At 65.5% G+C, this 17,241-nt stretch carries 17 protein-coding genes; 13 read left to right on the forward strand and 4 right to left on the reverse strand.

Going from position 1 to position 17,241, the window contains the following annotated elements; translation table 11 throughout:
- The 7 genes from AC4D2M_RS12315 to AC4D2M_RS12345 all read left to right on the forward strand — a co-directional run bounded on the left by AC4D2M_RS12315 (position 1) and on the right by AC4D2M_RS12345 (position 8,417).
- Positions 1-900, forward strand: a complete 900-nt coding sequence (locus AC4D2M_RS12315) for a carbohydrate ABC transporter permease (RefSeq protein ID WP_490892174.1) — start codon at positions 1-3, stop codon at positions 898-900.
- Positions 901-911: 11 nt separating this feature from the next.
- Positions 912-1,865 (forward strand): carbohydrate ABC transporter permease, encoded by a 954-nt coding sequence (locus tag AC4D2M_RS12320; protein ID WP_490892175.1) that lies wholly within the window; start codon positions 912-914, stop codon positions 1,863-1,865.
- Between the two features lie 3 nt (positions 1,866-1,868).
- Entirely contained in the window at positions 1,869-3,185 is a 1,317-nt protein-coding gene (locus AC4D2M_RS12325; protein WP_490892176.1) for an arabinan endo-1,5-alpha-L-arabinosidase, read from the forward strand.
- A 14-nt stretch (positions 3,186-3,199) separates the two neighbouring features.
- Positions 3,200-3,883: a YesL family protein gene (locus tag AC4D2M_RS12330; RefSeq protein ID WP_490892177.1), complete on the forward strand. Its 684-nt coding sequence runs from the start codon at positions 3,200-3,202 to the stop codon at positions 3,881-3,883.
- Between the two features lie 128 nt (positions 3,884-4,011).
- On the forward strand, positions 4,012-5,514 hold the full coding sequence (gene arfA / locus AC4D2M_RS12335; RefSeq protein WP_490892303.1) for an arabinosylfuranosidase ArfA: 1,503 nt from the start codon (positions 4,012-4,014) through the stop codon (positions 5,512-5,514).
- Entirely contained in the window at positions 5,514-6,506 is a 993-nt protein-coding gene (locus AC4D2M_RS12340; protein ID WP_490892178.1) for an arabinan endo-1,5-alpha-L-arabinosidase, read from the forward strand. The genes arfA and AC4D2M_RS12340 overlap by 1 nt, the downstream gene beginning before the upstream one ends.
- Positions 6,507-6,515: 9 nt before the next feature.
- Positions 6,516-8,417, forward strand: a complete 1,902-nt coding sequence (locus AC4D2M_RS12345) for a glycoside hydrolase family 127 protein (protein WP_490892179.1) — start codon at positions 6,516-6,518, stop codon at positions 8,415-8,417.
- A 63-nt stretch (positions 8,418-8,480) separates the two neighbouring features.
- Here AC4D2M_RS12345 and AC4D2M_RS12350 read toward each other — a convergent pair whose 3' ends face one another.
- Positions 8,481-10,142 carry a catalase gene (locus tag AC4D2M_RS12350; RefSeq protein ID WP_490892180.1) on the reverse strand — a complete coding sequence of 554 codons (1,662 nt, stop codon included), beginning with the start codon at positions 10,140-10,142 and terminating at the stop codon, positions 8,481-8,483.
- Between the two features lie 149 nt (positions 10,143-10,291).
- Here AC4D2M_RS12350 and AC4D2M_RS12355 point away from each other — a divergent pair, with 149 nt between their 5' ends.
- The 3 genes from AC4D2M_RS12355 to AC4D2M_RS12365 all read left to right on the forward strand — a co-directional run bounded on the left by AC4D2M_RS12355 (position 10,292) and on the right by AC4D2M_RS12365 (position 12,359).
- Positions 10,292-10,495 (forward strand): hypervirulence associated TUDOR domain-containing protein, encoded by a 204-nt coding sequence (locus AC4D2M_RS12355; RefSeq protein ID WP_490892181.1) that lies wholly within the window; start codon positions 10,292-10,294, stop codon positions 10,493-10,495.
- A 74-nt stretch (positions 10,496-10,569) separates the two neighbouring features.
- A complete protein-coding gene (locus tag AC4D2M_RS12360) occupies positions 10,570-11,196 on the forward strand; it encodes an FMN reductase (RefSeq protein ID WP_490892182.1) in 627 nt (208 codons plus the stop codon).
- Between the two features lie 74 nt (positions 11,197-11,270).
- Positions 11,271-12,359, forward strand: coding sequence for an NAD(P)/FAD-dependent oxidoreductase (locus tag AC4D2M_RS12365; RefSeq protein ID WP_490892183.1), 1,089 nt, complete (start codon positions 11,271-11,273; stop codon positions 12,357-12,359).
- Between the two features lie 9 nt (positions 12,360-12,368).
- On the opposite strand, the gene AC4D2M_RS12370 is transcribed toward AC4D2M_RS12365, so the two are convergent.
- From AC4D2M_RS12370 to AC4D2M_RS12380, 3 genes are read right to left on the reverse strand one after another with little or no spacing between them, the layout of a single operon-like run.
- On the reverse strand, positions 12,369-13,490 hold the full coding sequence (locus tag AC4D2M_RS12370) for an FAD-dependent oxidoreductase (protein ID WP_490892184.1): 1,122 nt from the start codon (positions 13,488-13,490) through the stop codon (positions 12,369-12,371).
- On the reverse strand, positions 13,483-14,169 hold the full coding sequence (locus AC4D2M_RS12375; RefSeq protein WP_490892185.1) for a class I SAM-dependent methyltransferase: 687 nt from the start codon (positions 14,167-14,169) through the stop codon (positions 13,483-13,485). The genes AC4D2M_RS12370 and AC4D2M_RS12375 overlap by 8 nt, the downstream gene beginning before the upstream one ends.
- On the reverse strand, positions 14,170-15,306 hold the full coding sequence (locus AC4D2M_RS12380) for a type III polyketide synthase (protein WP_490892186.1): 1,137 nt from the start codon (positions 15,304-15,306) through the stop codon (positions 14,170-14,172).
- Between the two features lie 184 nt (positions 15,307-15,490).
- Here AC4D2M_RS12380 and AC4D2M_RS12385 point away from each other — a divergent pair, with 184 nt between their 5' ends.
- The 3 genes from AC4D2M_RS12385 to AC4D2M_RS12395 all read left to right on the forward strand — a co-directional run bounded on the left by AC4D2M_RS12385 (position 15,491) and on the right by AC4D2M_RS12395 (position 17,205).
- On the forward strand, positions 15,491-15,682 hold the full coding sequence (locus AC4D2M_RS12385; protein WP_490892187.1) for a hypothetical protein: 192 nt from the start codon (positions 15,491-15,493) through the stop codon (positions 15,680-15,682).
- A gap of 16 nt (positions 15,683-15,698) precedes the next feature.
- A complete protein-coding gene (locus AC4D2M_RS12390; RefSeq protein ID WP_490892188.1) occupies positions 15,699-16,472 on the forward strand; it encodes a hypothetical protein in 774 nt (257 codons plus the stop codon).
- A gap of 76 nt (positions 16,473-16,548) precedes the next feature.
- Positions 16,549-17,205, forward strand: coding sequence for a hypothetical protein (locus AC4D2M_RS12395; protein WP_490892189.1), 657 nt, complete (start codon positions 16,549-16,551; stop codon positions 17,203-17,205).
- The last annotated feature ends 36 nt before the right edge of the window (positions 17,206-17,241 follow it).

Here is a 17,241-nt window from a genome sequence, read left to right on the forward strand (position 1 = left end):
ATGTCCACCACCACGCGCCGATCCCGGCTCCACCGGCAGGAACACCTGACTGCGCTGGCGTTCGTTGCCCTGCCGGTCATCGGGTTCCTGCTGTTCACCCTCTACCCGATGCTGTTTTCCATCTACGCTTCCTTCACCGACTGGAACGGGCTCACGGCTCCGGTGTTCAGCGGCCTCAATAACTACATCGCCATGTTTCAGGACCCCTACTTCCTGAAAGCCATGTACAACACCTTCTTTCTGATGATCGGGATCCCGATCGGGCTGGTGATCTCACTGGCCCTGGCGCTGGCCATGAACCGGAAAATGCATGGCACCACCTTCTTCCGCACCGTGTACTACGTCCCCGTGATCTCCTCCATCGCTGCAGTAGCCATCCTGTGGCAGTGGGCCTTCAACGGTGACTTCGGCCTGATCAATCAGATCTTCGCGCTCGTCGGCATCGACGGACCCAACTGGCTGCAGGACACCTCCACGGTCAAGCCCGCTCTGATCATCATGGCCATCTGGAAGGGCCTCGGCTTCTCGATGCTGCTCTATCTGGCCGCCCTGCAATCCGTGCCGCGCCACCTCTACGAAGCAGCAGCCCTCGACGGTGCCGGTGCCTGGAAGCAGTTCCGCCACATCACCGTTCCCATGGTCCGTCCGGTCACCTTCTTCCTGGTGGTCACGAGTGTCATCGCCGGATCCCAGGTGTTCGTCGAAATCAACATCATGACCCCGACCGGCGGCCCTGAGTTCTCCTCGGCCACTATCGTTTGGTACATCTGGCAAAAGGCCTTCGACAACCTGCAGATGGGTTACGCATCAGCCATGTCGGTCGTGCTCGGCCTCATGGTGTTCCTCATTACCTTCATCCAGTTCCGGCTGAACCGCCGCAACCAGTTCTCGATTGATTGAGGCAGGTCACCATGTCCTCCCAACGCGTCCTCCCCACCGCGCCGCCGCTCAAGCCCGAGCAAGGCCTCCCGGACGGCAAGTCCGCCCGCAACCGGCCGGCGTCGCCCAAGACCCGCGGTCTCTCACCTTCGGAGCGCCGGCACCGACTGATCAACGTCATCGTGACGATTGTGCTCTCGCTTGGCGCCATCGTGATGGTTGCTCCTCTGCTCTGGACGTTCTCCACGTCACTGAAAACCCGCGAAGGCGTCTTCGCACTGCCGCCGCAGTGGATTCCCGATCCCTTCGTCTGGGAGAACTACCTGCGGATCTGGTCAGCTGGACCTCTGCTCAGCGGTATCCAGAACAGCCTCATCGTGGCGTGCACCGTCACCATCCTCGGAACACTGTTCTCCGCTCTGGCGGCCTTCGCTTTTGCGAAGATGCGCATGCCGTACAAGAACGTGGTGTTCCTGAGTCTGCTCGCAGCGCTCATGGTGCCGTTCCCAACCCTGATGATTCCGCAGTTCACGATGTTCGCGTCCATTGGCTGGGTGGACACCCTGCTTCCGCTGATCGTGCCCTTCGTCTTCGGCAACATCATCATGATCTTCTTTCTGCGCCAGTACCTGACCTCGGTGCCGGATTCGATCATCGAAGCGGCAAGGATCGACGGCGCTTCCTACCTGCAGATCTTCTTCCGCCTCATCTTCCCGGTCATCAAACCCGCGATCGCCGCGCAGTTCATCCTCTGGTTCATGGCCGTCTGGAATGACTACCTGGCGCCGATCATCTACCTGAACTCGCCCGAGGTGCAGACCCTGCAGCTGGTCATCGCGAACTTCAACGCCCAGTACGCCATTCAGACCGACTACCCGCTCATCATGGCTGCGTCATTCGTCGCGCTGCTTCCCGTGCTGATCGTGTTCATCGTGTTCCAGCGGCAGATCATCGAATCCATCGCGCTCACCGGTTCGAAGGGCTGACCGATGTCTCTTCTGGAAAACCTGAAGCCCGCTCCCACTACCGGACCGGAGACCTGGGGGCCCCGCCACGCCCATGACCCCACCGTGGTGAGGGACGACGACGGCACCTACTACATGTTCTCCACCGACGCCGTCGCCAACTTCCACGACATCCCGGCCGGAGTGCACGTGCGCTCCTCCTCGGACCTCATCGAATGGACGTACCGCGGCACCGCGCTCGACGGTGTGCCGGCCGCGGCGTTCGAGTGGAGCGGTGCGAAGGGACTCTGGGCGCCGGAGGTTGTGCGCTGGCCGGCGCCGGCAGGGGAGGCCCGGTGGCACATGTACTACTCGGCCTCCACCTTCGGCTCCAGCACTTCGGCCATTGGCCTGGCTGTGGCAGGAAGCCCTGCGGGGCCCTGGGAAGACCGCGGCCTCGTGGTTCGCACACGCTCCGGACGGGACACGCAAAATGCGATCGACGCCGCGGTCACCTTCGACCGGCACGGCGACCCTTGGCTGACCTACGGTTCCTTCTTCTCGGGTATCCACACTCTGCGCCTCGACGCGGAAACCGGGCTGGCACTGACGGAGGGCGACCTCGGCACATGTATTGCCCGCCGGCATACCGACGTCGACCGGGCCATTGAGGGGGCCTTCGTCCAGTACCGCCAGGAGGATGACCGTTACGTCCTTTTCGTCTCCTACGACTCCCTGTTCAACACCTACAACGTGCGGGTTGCTCTAGCCGACGAGATTACCGGGCCCTACCGTGATGCGAACGGCGCCGAAATGACCGATATTGACGCCGCTCCGCACAGCGTGGGTACCAAAATTCTGGGCAGCTACCGGTTCGACGGCGACACCGCCTGGCTCGCGCCGGGCCACAACTCTGTCCTCACCGTGCCCGCCGATGAGCGAAAGGGCGAGCAGCAGTTCATGGTGCACCACGTCCGCTTCGCCGAGGATCCCACCCAGCACATGGTGCAGCTACGGCGGGTCTTCACCACCGCGAACGGTTGGCCGGTCGTCTCGCCGCAGCCCTACGCCGGGCCGGAGCGGGAAACTCTTCCGGAGCCTACGGAGATCAGCGGCACCTGGCGCGTGGTGCGCTTCGCCCCGGAGTCGACCGAACTGGTCGAAGCCCAGGCCATGACCGTGAAGGACCTCCGTGGCGCCACCTCCGACGGTGAACCCCGCCAGGTGCGCCTCACTGTGGCCGGAACCGGATTGGACGCTGTGGTCTTCGGCTCCTGGGACTTCTCCCGGAACCGGGCCGCACTGTCCTTCAGTGGAATCGACCAGTTCGGCGTTGTCTATGCCGGAACCCAGGGACCCTGACGATGGGCACAGGCATGGATAACAGCACCCCGGGATGGGCAGGACGCCTCATGGACTGGCTGCGGTTCGTCATGCAGCTGGTACTCCTGAATCTCCTCTTCCTCGCCGGGACCCTGGCCGGGCTGGTGGTCTTCGGGATCTTTCCGAGCGCCGTCGCGACCACCGTGCTGCTCGCACGGCTCCGCGCGGGAGACCCGGGCGACCGGCTGATCAGCGACTTCGTGACCGCCTACCGCGCCCAGTTCCTTCATGCCAACAAGGTGGGCAGCCTGTTCATGATCGCGGGACTGCTGGCTCTGCTGAACGCGGTAACCCTCCCCGGCGCGACGGCAGGCCTGCAGGTCGCGCTCAGCGCGCTCGCCGTCGTCGTCTCCGCAGCGGTGGCAGTGTCGGCGGGTGCCGCCGTCGTTGTTTGCTCCCGCCACCGTGATTCGGTGCGGCGGACCTGGCGCTACGCGCTGGTGCTTCCGCTGGCATCGCCGGGAATGACGCTGGCCTGGCTGGTGTCGATCGCCGGTGTCGCGATCCTGCTCAGCGGCGTCAGCGCGCTGCTGCCGCTGGTCGGTGCCTCACTGCCGCTGCTGGTTTCCAGCCTCGTCATCGGCCACCGGCTGGACACACTTGCCCAGAACGACGGCGGTGCCTCCGGGCGCCGAACCCGCCCGGGGAGGTCACGTCAGCTGACCCCAGCCATCTAGCCTTCCGTCCTGCCACCCGCTCTACCTACATCCCAGACCACTGCATAGATAAGGAATCACCCGTGACCACCACCACTACGCCCGACTCGACGGCGGCCACGACGCCCGCCGGAGGCACCGACCTTCCCGTGGAGGCGCCGACCACCATCCGCATTGACCGGTCAGCAGTCGTTGCGCCGATCAGCCGGCGAATTTTCGGCTCCTTCGTTGAGCACCTCGGCCGCTGCGTGTATGACGGCATCTACGAACCCGGCCACCCGACCGCCAACGAGGACGGCTTCCGCATGGACGTCATCGAACTCGTCCGCGAACTCGGCTCCACCACCATCCGCTACCCCGGCGGCAACTTCGTATCCGGCTACCGCTGGGAAGACGGCGTCGGCCCCCGCGACCAGCGCCCCGTCCGCCGCGATTTGGCGTGGCACTCCCTCGAAACCAACCAGGTTGGCCTCGAGGAGTTCGCCCGCTGGTGCAAGCTCACCGACTCCGAGCTGATGATGGCCGTGAACCTGGGCACCCGCGGCATTGAAGCGGCGCTTGACCTGCTCGAATACGCCAACCACCCCTCCGGAACCGCGCTGAGCGACCAGCGCATCGCCAACGGCGCCAAGGAACCGTACAACATCCGCATGTGGTGCCTCGGCAACGAGATGGACGGTCCCTGGCAGATTGGCCACATGTCCGCCGAGGACTACGGCAAGATCGCCGCCCGGACCGCCTCCGCTATGAAGACGGCGGACAAGGACCTCGAGCTGGTGGTCTGTGGCTCCTCCGGCTCTTCCATGCCGACCTTCGGCGAGTGGGAGCGCGTAGTCCTCGAGCAGAGCTACGACTACGTGGATTACATCTCCTGCCATGCCTACTACCAGGAGCGGAACGGGGACCTCGATTCCTACCTCGCGTCCTCGCTGGACATGCAGTACTTCATCGAGACCGTGGTCGCCACCGCTGATCATGTGAAGCACAAGTTGAAGAGCAACAAGACGATCAAGCTCTCCTTCGACGAGTGGAACATCTGGTACCTCGACGAGCACCAGGCATCGGACGAGGTCAATGACGAGTGGCGCGTTGCCCCGCGCCAGCTCGAGGACACGTACTCTGTCGCCGACGCGGTGGTCTTCGGCAATCTGCTGATCACGCTGCTGAAGAACCACGACCGGGTAGCCTCGGCGTCGCTCGCGCAATTGGTCAACGTGATCGCCCCGATCATGACCGAGCCCGGCGGCGACACCTGGCGGCAGACAACCTTCTTCCCCTTCTCCGTCACTTCGCGGCTGGCGAAGGGCGAGGTGCTGCGCCCGCAGATCGACGCCGGTACCTACTCGACGAAGGTCTACGGCGACGCGCCGCTGATTGACGCGGTCGCAACGGTTGACGCCGGTAACGCGGCGCTGTTCCTCGTCAACCGCAGCCAGACCGATACCATCGACGTTTCGATCGATGTAAGCCAGCTGGGCGTTGAGCTCATCAACGAGGCTGTCACCCTGCATGATGAGGACGTCTACGCCAAGAACACGCTTGAGGACCAGAACCGGGTGGGCCTGAAGCAGCTCCAGGGCGCAGTGCTCGACGGCGGCATCCTCACCGTGTCGCTGCCCCCGGTTTCCTGGTCAGCGATCGCGCTCGGCTAGTGAAGGTTCGCGCAGCGGCACGGCCCGCCATCCTGATCACCCTCGTGCTCGGGATGGCGGGCTGTGCCGCGCCGCCTGCGGGGGAGCAGGAGGTGACCGGCGACTACTTCACCCACGACCCGGCGCTGGTGGCCGGGTCAGGAGATGGCGACTGGTTTGTCTACTCCACCGGCGACGGCCAGACCGCGGACGGCAACATCCAGGTCCGCCGCTCCGAGGACGGCGAGCACTGGGAATACGCGGGAGAAGTGTGGCAGGAAAAGCCGGAATGGCTGTCGGAGGCGGTTCCCGGCGTCGACAATCTGTGGGCCCCGGAACTCTACGAGCATGACGGCACCTGGTACCTCTACTACTCCGCGTCCACGTTCGGAAGCAACACCTCGGTGATCGCGCTGGCGACGAACACCACCCTCGACCCCGATGACCCCGCCTACGAGTGGGTCGACCAGGGGGAGGTTATCTCCTCGGAGGGGAAGAACTTCAACGCGATCGACGCCGGCATTGTCGAGGACGAGGACGGCACACCCTGGATGAGCTTCGGCTCCTTCTGGGGAGGGCTGCAGATAGTTGAACTCGAATGGCCGTCCGGACTCCTCGCCGATCCCGCGGCTGAACCGGTAACCATCGCTGACCGGCAGAGCCCACCCAACGCAATCGAAGCGCCCTACCTCGTTGCACGGGATGGCTATTACTACCTCTTCGTCTCGAAGGACTTCTGCTGCAAGGGTCTTGAGAGCGCCTACAACATGGCGGTGGGACGGTCCACTGACATCGAAGGCCCCTACGTGGACCGCGACGGCGTGCCCATGCTCGACGACGGCGGCACTCCGCTGCTGGCGAGCGACGGACCGCGCGTGGGCCCGGGCGGGCAGTCGGTGTCCGGCGACATGCTGGCCTTCCACTACTACGATGAAGCACTCGACGGCGCGTTCCGGCTCGGCCTGGTCCCACTGAACTGGGAAGACGGCTGGCCCACGGCGCGCTGGGACTAGGAACAGCCCATGAGACCCGAAACCGCTCAAGTTGCACCGGCCGCGCCGCGCTCAACGGACCGGCTGGCCCTGAGCCCCCTTGGCTTCGACGCTGTCACCTTCGCGCCGGACGGCATGCTCGGTTCCTGGCAGCGGATCAACCGCAGGGCGAGCCTCCAGCACTGCATCGCGCGGCTCGAGGAGTCGGGTGCGCTGCCGAACATGCGGGCGGCGGCAGCGCGCGAGCCGGGTAAGTTTAGGGGCTTCCACTTCGCTGACTCCGACATCTACAAGGTGCTCGAAGCCATCGGCTGGGAGGCCGGCCGCAGCGACATCCCGGAACTGCTGCCGTTCGTCGACGAGACCGTTGACCTGCTTGCCCGGGCACAGCAGGATGACGGCTACCTCAACTCCTTCTACGCCGAAACACCCGACCGGCAGTTCTCGGACCTCCGGTGGGGACACGAGCTGTACTGCCTTGGGCACCTGCTGCAGGCCGGTATTGCCTGGGCGCGAACCACCGGTCGGACGGATCTGCTGGACATCGGGATCCGCTTTGCGGAACTCGTGGAGCGTACGTTCCCGGCAGACGGCCGGCCGCCGGTGTGCGGGCACCCCGAGATCGAGACGGCGCTCGTGGAGTTGTACCGGCACATGGGCGATACGCGCTGGCTGGACCTTGCGCGCCGCATGGTGGACGCCCGCGGGCACCAGAGCGTCGGCGAGGACCGTTTCGGTTACCACTACTTCCAGGACCACACGCCGGTCCGCGACGTTCCAGGCGCCACCGGACACGTGGTGCGCCAACTCTACCTGGCCGCCGGAATTGCCGACCTCTACACCGAAGACGGCGACGAGGACCTGCTCGCGGCGCTGAAGCGCATCTGGTCCGACGTGCACCTGCGCAAGATGTACATCACCGGCGGCCTCGGGTCCCGGCACCGTGACGAAGCATTCGGTGATCCCTTTGAACTGCCGCCGGACCGCGCGTACTCGGAGACCTGTGCCGCCATCTCCAGTGTCCAGTTCAACTGGCGGATGCTGCTGATCACGGGTGAGGCGCGGTACGCGGACGAGCTCGAGCGCGCCCTATACAACGCGGTTGCGGGTTCCACCTCACCGGCCGGAACAGACTACTTCTACTCCAACCCGCTGCACGTCCGGACCGAGCGCGACGGCGAACACGAGCAGGCGCCAGCACGCCGGGCACCCTGGTATGACTGTGCCTGCTGCCCGCCGAACCTTGCCCGGTTGCTTTCGTCGCTGCACGCCTACGCGGCAACAACCGACGACGACGGCGGACTCCAGCTCCACCTCTTCGAATCCGCCGATATCCGGCTTCCGCAGGCGTCCGTGTCCGTCGCGACAGGATACCCGTTCGACGGCCGCGTTCGTCTCGAGATCTCGGGTTCCCTGCCCTCGCTGGCACTGCGGATACCGGCCTGGGCCGAACGCCATGCGCTGTCGGTTAACGGAACGGAGCACCACGTGGTGCCGGTGGACGGCTACCTTCGGCTGTCCGACGTCGGACCCGGAACCGTAGAGCTGGTGCTGGACATGCCGGCCCGGCTCCATGCCCCGCACCCGCACCTTGACGCCGCGCGGGGATGCGTGGCCGTGACGCGGGGACCGATCGTGTACGCGCTGGAGCAGACTGACCTGCCGAACGGCGTCGTGCTTGAGGATGTGGTGCTTGAAACCTCAGGTGAGCCCGAAGTGGGTGCCGCCGCGGCGCTGGTCCCCGGCGATGTCAGCGTCCCGAAGGTGAGCGTCAGCGCGACGGTGCGGCCGCCGTCGTCGTCGGAGCCGTATCCGGTGGTGGGCACGTCCGCTCCTGAACAGACCGGGTCCTTCGCCGTCGACCTGGTGCCGTACTTCCGGTGGGGCAACCGCGGCCCGGGCGGCATGCGCGTCTGGATCCCGACGCTCTAACCAAGCTATAGCGAGCGCAGGAGGCGTCGCCATGATGCCGACGCCTCCTGTGCTGGAACCGAACTAGCGAGTCACCACCACGTGCTCGTTGGGCACGCAGTGAGTCATCGTCAGGCCTTCTACGTTGCGCGGTCCGTTGTTGCCCAGAATCTTCAGCCGGGCCAGTTCCTCCTCGGACAGCGTCTGGCTGGCGAGCGGCGGCAGGTCCTTCACCTCGTCCAGCCCGATCCCGAGGCCTTCCCCGACGCGGGCGCCGAGCTCGTCATCGACGAGGTAGAAGTGCCACAGCATGCGTTCCTGGACCGCACGGTCAGCCTGCCCGATGAGCGTCACGAAGTTGCCGACGAGGTCATCCTTCTCCCACTGCTCGAGCAGCTGGTAGCGCTGGCCGGCCTGCAGATAGTCGTTGGTCAGCGGGATGCGCTGGCGGGTCAGGCGCCCGGTGATCTCGGGGCCCTGCTCGTCGTGCGTGGGGTAATGACCCTCGCGAAGCCCGCCGGTGACGGAGGGTTCGTAGTTGACGTGCGGGTTCTGCCCCGGGCCCAGGTCCGTCCCATAGGACATCTGGCCGCCGCGCTGGTTGGTTGCGATCGGCGCGTTCTTCGGCGAGTTCACCGGCAGCTGCAGGTAGTTCGGGCCCACGCGGTAGCGCTGGGTGTCGCTGTAGCTGAAGGTCCGGCCCACGAGCATCTTGTCATCGGAAAAGTCCAGCCCATCAACGAGGACGCCGGTGCCGAAGGAGATCTGCTCGTTCTCGTTGTGGTGATCGGACACGTTCCGGTTCAGGGTCATGGTGCCCACAAGCTTCGGCTCGAAATCCTGTTCCGGCCAGGTCTTCGTGTCATCGAGCGGATCGAAGTCGAGTTCGGGATGGTCGCCGTCATCCATCAACTGCACGTACAGGTCCCACTTCGGGTAATCCCCGCGCTCGATGGCCTCGTAGAGGTCCTTGGACGCGTGTCCGAGGTCGGTCGCCTGGATGTTGGCGGCGTCCTCCTCGGTCAGGCTCTTCACGCCCTGGTGAGGCTGCCACGTGTACTTAACGAGCTTCGTATCACCGTCCGCGTTGACCCACTTGTAGGTATTGACCCCGAAGCCCTGCATATGGCGGTAGTCCGCGGGGATGCCGCGCGGGCTGAAGAGGTTCATCAGCATGTGCATTGACTCCGGTGTCTGCGACATGAAGTCGAAGATGCGCCCGGGTTCCTGGCGGAACGTGATGGGGTCCGGCTTGAGGGAGTGGATGACGTCGGGGAACTTGATGGCGTCGCGGATGAAGAACACGGCGAGGTTGTTGCCGACGAGGTCCCAGTTGCCGTCCTCCGTGTAGAACTTCACCGCGAACCCGCGTGGGTCACGGGCGGCCTCGGACGAGTCACGGCCGCCGATGACCGTGGAGAAGCGGATGGCGACGTCGGTCTTCTTGCCGGGCTCGGAGAACAGCTTCGCCCGTGTGTACGTCGCGATCGGCTCGTCCCCCCACTTGCCGGTTGCCTCGAATTCACCGAACGCCACCGCACCACGGGCGTGGACTACCCGTTCAGGGATGCGCTCCCGGTCGAAATGACTGATTTTCTCAAGGAACTGGTAGTTCTCGAGGGTGGCCGGTCCCCGAGCGCCGACCGTGCGCGAATTCTGGTTGTCATAGACCTGATGGCCCTGACGGTTCGTCAGGATGGCGCGGTCATCATCCTCGGCGGGCGGCTGGCTGGCGACATCTGTCATGGGTCTCTCCTCGCAGCGGGCTATCAGAGCGCGACCTCCTTCGCGGGAAGCCGGAAAACCAGCGTAGCGACTATTCGACCCCGAGGGCAGCCACCCTTTTGGGCAGTTCAGGGGTGGTGTACGCCGGACGCGGATGACAGGCTGGGGTCATGGCATACAGCAAGGGAACCAAGGTCAGCTGGAATACGTCCCAGGGAAAGACGTCCGGCACGGTGGTTGAGAAGAAGGACAAAGAGTTCACTTTCGAGGGCCAGAAGTTCAACGCATCGAAGGACGAGCCGTACTACATCGTCGAGAGCGAGAAGACGGGAAAGAAGGCCGCCCACAAGGAAAGCGCACTCGACAAGCAGTGACGGGAATGTTTTGCGGGGTTTGCCGGTTCAACTAGATGCAAACGCATGAATAGTAGCGAACTGGAGGACCGGCAATGGAAACACGCCGTGTAGTAGTGGTGTCTGGCGGTATGGGGTCGCCGTCGTCGAGCCGAATGCTGGCGGACCAGCTTGGCGAGGCAGCGCGCCGTGAACTCGAACGTGCCGATGTGAACGCCGAGCTCACCACCATTGAGCTTCGTGAGCTGGCCGTGGACATCGCAAACAACATGGTTACAGGTTTCGCTCCCCCTGCGCTCGCCGACGCCCTGCAGTTCGTTGCGGATGCGGACGCGCTCATCGTTGTCAGCCCCGTCTTCTCCGGCTCCTACAGCGGTCTGCTGAAGTCCTTCTTCGACGTTCTCGACAACACCGCATTGGACGGCATGCCCGTGCTCATCGCGGCGACCGGCGGCAGTGTCCGCCACTCGCTCATGCTCGACCACGCCATGCGCCCGCTGTTCAGCTACCTCCGCGCCCGCGTTGTGTCCACCGGCGTCTACGCCGGGCCCGAGGACTGGGGGATCGGATCCAACGGTGCGCCCGCCCTGGACCAGCGCATCAGCCGCGCCGCCGGTGAACTCGCCGGCATGATCGAAGGCACGACGACGCCGCGCCGCCCCCGTGGCCTGCAAGCGTCCCCGCCGTTTGAGGAACTCCTCGCACAGGTGCAGGGCCGCTAGCTTCCGCCGGTGCCCGCGGGCGCAAACAGCGGTGCGGGCTGCGCCGGGGGCCGCATACGTGTTTTGCTGGGACCATGACACGTGTCGCAGTGGTAGGTGCAGGGATTGTCGGGCTCTCTACAGCCCATGCTCTCCAGAAGGCGGGCGCGGACGTAACCGTCTATGAGTCCGGGACGCCGGGTTCAGGACAGTCAGCCGGGGAGTCGCGGATTTTCCGGCATGCCCACGATGACGTCCGGCTGGCCGCGTTCGTCAGCCACAGCCGCGCACTCTGGCGTGAGTGGGAGGACGAGTTCGGCGTGGAGCTGGTGTCCGATGCCGGTGCGGTAGCAATCGGCGACAGCGTGGAGGACAAGCTCCGCGTTCTCAGCGACCTTCCACACATCCGCGTGGCGCTGCTGGCCCCTGGACAACTCGCACCTGCGTTGCCGATCCTTGCGGACTTCTCAGGCAAGGCCATGCTCGACGTCGACGGCGGCGCGATCCACACCCACGCAACTTTCCGGGCACTTACCGGAAAGCTGGAAAATGCTCTCGTGGCGGACCACGTGCTGGCCGTGCAGCACACCCCCGATGGAGATGTGGAGATCCGTACCGGGACCCGCGTCGACCGGTTCGATCATGTGGTCCTGTGCGCCGGCCGCGGCACGGCTGCTTTGGCACGCGGCGCGGGACTGGACATCCCCGTTGAACTTGCCGCGCACGCCCGCGTGACCTTCCGGGTGCGCGATGACGCCGGGGTTCCGCTGCCCACCTTCCAGGACAGCAGCGGGGTGTTCGGGGAGACCGGTGTTTACGCGGCGCCCTCCGCCGATGACCGTTCCTACTCGGTTGGCCTCAGCGAAACCACGGAGGTGCGCCAGGACGGGAGCGTCGTCGACCCGACTGCCCTGGAGTCGCTCGCGGCCCGGGCATCAGCGTACGTGCGGCACGCGCTGCCCGGCCTGGATCCGGAGCCGGCCGGCTACGTCCACTGCTGGGTGACGCGCCTGCCGTGGGGTGACGACGGCGTCGGCGTCTGGTCGGTGGGGAATCTCAGCGCCGTAGCGGGTCACAACCTCTTCAAACAGGCGCCGGCACTGGGGGAGGCACTGGCAGAAACCGCACTGTCCGGCGTCGTGCCCGATATTCTGCGGCCGGAATCGCAGCTCGGCAAATCCTGAGAGGCGCCCCTAGTGCATGGTGAAGGTGCGGGCCACGGCGTCGTGCACGGTCGGCACCCCGGCAATCCTGCCCATGATGCGATTCCGCACCGACAACACCGCGGAGGGCAGGGGACGGCCCAGGATCATGTTGATGTGTGCCTGCCGCGAGGCCGCCAGCGCCGCGCGGCGCCGCTCCTCGTTGAAGCGGCGAAGCCCCAGCCCGACGTCGGTACCCGCCAGCGAGGCCACCACCAGCGGAACAAGCTGCGCGGCGTCGAGCCATCCCAGGTTCATGCCCTGCCCGCCGATGGGCGACACCTCGTGCGCGGCGTCCCCGATCAGCGCGATACGCCCCTGCACGAACCGGTCGGCGACCCTGCGGCGTACCGTGAAAGAGCTGAGCATCGTGTTGTTCCGGGTATCCACCGGGACGCCCGTCCGGTCGGCCACCAGACCCGCAATCGCCTCAGCTGTGGGGTGCTCCACCTGGAACGGCATCCGCACCACCCAGCGTCGGACCCCGCCGGGCAGCGGGAAGGACTCCACGATGCCGGCGGGCTCCAGATAGAGTGCAGCGGTGCTCCCGTCGCCGGTGCTGTCCGGAAAATCACCCATGACGTAGGCGTCGGGATACGGGCGGACGCTCGCGCCGATCCCGGCAGCGCTGCGCACCGTGCTCCGGGCCCCATCCGCGCCGATCAGGAGCGCAGAACGGTGGGTGCCGGTCCCGGTAACGGTCAAAACTTCATTCCCGACGTCGTGGACCGCCTCAACCGTCTCACCCCGGCGCAGGGCAGCGGGCGCCAGTTCAGCCAGCCGCTCCGACAGGATGCGCTCGGTCTGCTCCTGCGGTATCGCGAGGACGTAGCGGTGCATGCCCGGCAACCGGGCGAAGGAGAGCTCCGCCACCGTCCGTCCGCGGCTGCGTGCAACGCCGCCCGGAATCTGCACTCCCGAGGCGATCAACGTATTCGCAACCCCTGCCTGCTCCAGCGCCGCAAGGGCCGGCGGGTGGATGCCGATCGCGCGCGAGTGGGAGCTGCGCTCGGCACGCCGCTCCAGGACTTCCACCTCAACGCTCGCCTGCGCCAGCAGGATCGCGGTGAACAGCCCCACCGGCCCGCCGCCGACTATCAGGACATCAGGCACGGTGCACCAGCAGGTTGCGGAACGGGACCTGCCGCTCAACGCGCCAGTTTCCGGGCACGACGGCGCGCAGCTCCTTCGCAAGGTAGCTTCGCCGAATGGAGGTCAGCCCGTCCTCCCGGATGTAGGAGCCTCGCAGCGGCAGGGTGGCCACCGCGAACAGCGCGAACCCGAGCCGGGTCCGCTCGATGTCGCTGTGCAGGGCAAGCCGGGTGCTCAGCCGCTCCGAGTCGCTGAGCAGCCCGCGCAGTTCCTCGGGGGAGAGGTGGTGGAGAACATGGTTGGAGGTGACGACGTCGAACTGTGCGCCCTCCTTGACCAGCTCGGAACTGAAGGCTTGCCGGAAGGTGAGTCCCGGCGTCGTCGGCTGGCTGCTTGCGAAGGCCTGCGCGCGTTCGTCCGGGTCAATCGCGGTAATCTCCAGCGCGTATCCGTCACGGGCGGCCCAACGAACGAAAGCGCGGGGCACGTCGCCGCCGCCGGAGCCGATGTCCAGCAGCGTGTTGGAGCGCGACGTCGACAGCACGGGCCGGATGTACCGCACCCAGGTGCGGTGCCAGCCGGCAACCGAGCGGTTGACGAGCCCGAACTGGGCGTAGGTGCGGTTGAGCGTAGCAGGATGGCAGTCCGGCTTGTCCATCTCCTCGGTTGCGGTGAGGTCGCGGTGGGCGAGGAAGGCCATTCAGGCTGCTGTCTTGGTGAAGAGCGCTGTTTCCACCGTGAGCCCGGGACCGAAGGCCATGGAGCAGATGCGCTCATCGGCCTGTCCGCCGGGCTGGTCGAGGATGTGCTTGAGGACGAACATCACGGTGGCGCTGCTCATGTTCCCGTAGTTACGGAGGGTTTCGCGGGCGGGGATCAGCTGGTCGTCGCTGAGCTTCAGCTTGGCCTGCACCTTGTCCAGGATGCTGCGGCCGCCCGGGTGGATGGCCCAGTGCTCGATGTCCCGGTACTCGAGCCCGATGAGGTCATCGTCCCGCTCCAGCAGCGGAGCCAGTGCACCGACGATGTGCTCGTCGATGATGTGTGGAACGTAGGTGCCGAGGACCATTTCGAAACCCTCGTCGCCGATGTTCCACGCCATCGACTCCTCGCCGACCGGGGTGAGCGTGGTCTCGAAGAAGTCGAGGCTGAGCACGCTGCCTTCGGGGTGCGGGAGGTCGGTGCGGGCGCTGATGACGGCGGCCGCAGCGCCGTCGGCGAAGAGGGAGGTACCCACAATGGTGTCGGGGTTGTTCGAGGACCGCACATGCAGGGAGCACAGTTCTGCGCTGACCACGAGGACCACGGCCTTGGGGTCGGCCTCGCAGAAGGACTTCGCTGCCCGCAGGGCGGGGAACGCCGCGTAGCAGCCCATGAAGCCGAGGTGGAAACGCTGCACTGATGGGTCAAGCCCCAACGCCCGGACAATCTTGTAGTCCGGTCCCGGGTTGAAGAACCCGGTACAGGACACCGTCACCACGTGCGTGACGTCAGCCGCTTCGACGCCCTCTGCCGCATCGAGCGCCTTCTGCGCGGCCTCGATGAACAGCTTGGTGCTTTGTTCGGCGTAGACCTCGTTGCGGGCTTTCGTGCCGGGGCTGAGGATCGTCATGGTCGCCGAATCGAAGAACAGCGGAGTCTCACTGTGCCGTTCGAGGGTCAGTTCATCCACCGCCGTGTACCGGGTGTCAATGCCGGACGAATCGAACGCCGCGGTGACCAGCCGCTGGCCGAGCCGGTTGAGCCCGGGCTGCGCAGCGAAGACGTCCCGCACCTGGGACTGCACCATGACGGTAGTCGGTACGGCGGTTTCGAGGGACCTCATCAGCACTGTCATAGTTCATTGTTAGGTGAGCGAGTAACCGAACACAATACGAAGCAGGCTGAGGATCGTTGTGACGCCTGCCCGTTGTGCCTACCAGCGCTCGCAGCACGTGGGGGTAGCGTGAAGGTATGGCACTGCACCAGAGCGTACGACGACGACGCTCCTGCCCGGCGCGAATCCTGCAACTCAGTGGGATGTGGGTGGCCTCAACCGTCCTGCTGGCCGGCTGCAGCACAACACCCGCGGACAGTGGCACGGCGGCTTCAGCATCTGCGGAAGCATCGTCCTCGGCAACCCCGTCTCCCGCCGCCTCTTCAACTGCGTCCTCGACCCCGTCTCCGTCTCCTTCTCCGTCACCGTCAACGACGCCCACGCCGGAACCTGTTGAGCTTCCCCGCGGCGGAATGGAACTTTTTCCGGACTACCGGCTCGTCGGGTTCAGCGGACACCCCTATTCGGAAGCCCTCGGCAGGCTCGGCATCGGCGCGATCGATGAGCGGGTTGCCGAGATCGACGCACTGGGGACGGAACTGGCCGGCGGACGGAAGGTGATGCCGGTGCTGGAACTGATTGCCGTGGTCGTGCAGGCTGACCCGGGCGCCGACGGTGCATACCGGACCCGCGCATCCGACGACATCATCAGCGAATACCTTGAAGCCGCCCGCCGCCATGACGGGATGCTGCTGCTGAACGTCCAGCCCGGGCGGGCGAGCATGGCCGATGAAGTGCGGGCGCTCGAGAAGTGGCTGGTGGAGCCCGACGTCGGCGTGGCCATCGATCCCGAGTGGGATATCACGGCGGAGCAGCTTCCCGGCCATTCCTACGGGCACACCACCGGGGAGGAGATCAACGAGATAGCGGCGTATATCGATGCCCTCGTGAGGGAGAAGAATCTCCCGCAGAAGGCGCTGGTGTTCCACCAGGTGGCTCCCGGCGTCGTCTCCAATGTGGCCGCGATCGAGGAGTACCCGGGCATCGCGGTGATTCGGAGCGTTGACGGCATTGGCGCTCCGAATTCGAAGATCGAGACCTACAACCTCCTGATGGAGGACATACCGCCCACGGTCCATGCCGGTTTCAAGCTCTTCTTCGAGGAGGACGTGGTGCTCGGCCCGCTCATGACACCTCCGGAGATTCTGGCGCTGACGCCTCAGCCCGAGTACGTCCTCTACGAGTAGATCCTGCCTGTAAGACCCATCCGGAAACGCTGTGTCGCCGAACACAGGTAAACGGGTCTTACGAGGATGGTGGAACATGGCGGTTCGGCGGGCGGCACTTGCTGGAGGGGCGATGATCGCTGCGCTCCTGACCAGCGGATGCATGGCCGTCGAGGAGAACCCGCTCGACGTCAACTCACCCCGATCACAGGAGAGCGTCACCCAGAAGAGCGTCAGCAACCAGCTGGCCACAACGGACTTCGGCGATGACCCCCTGAACCTCGCGGAGAACGGCGCCACCCTCTGCTACACCCAGCCCGACATCGGCTACCAGGAATTCACGGTCCTGGTCCATAACGAGGCGCTCGAAACCTTCACGCTGGACGACGTTACTCTCCAGGACCCAGTAGACCTCACCCTCGTGAGCGCCGAGGTGTCCACGGCCAACCGGGACGGTCACCACAAGGCCCACGGCGACGACGACGGCGGCGCTCATGGCACGCACAGCGCCGAACCCGCACCTGCAGCTCCTTCCGCCAAGGCCGAGCCCGCCGGCCCGGTCGAGCCTGTCCCCGCAGAGGGCTACAACATCACCACGCACGAGTACGTGAACCTCGTGGTCGCCGTTTCAATCGCGGAGGGCGCCGACGTCGGCACTGCGCAGGGTGTCACGGTCGCGTACTCAACCGGTGGCGAGGAATTCACAGGGACGCACCCGCTGGTGGTCGAGCTGGACCGCGAAAGCTGCTCCTAGCATCTTGCGCACATCAGGACCGGTCCCGGTCTGTTT

The organism is Arthrobacter sp. TJ-270 (genome assembly GCF_058269075.1).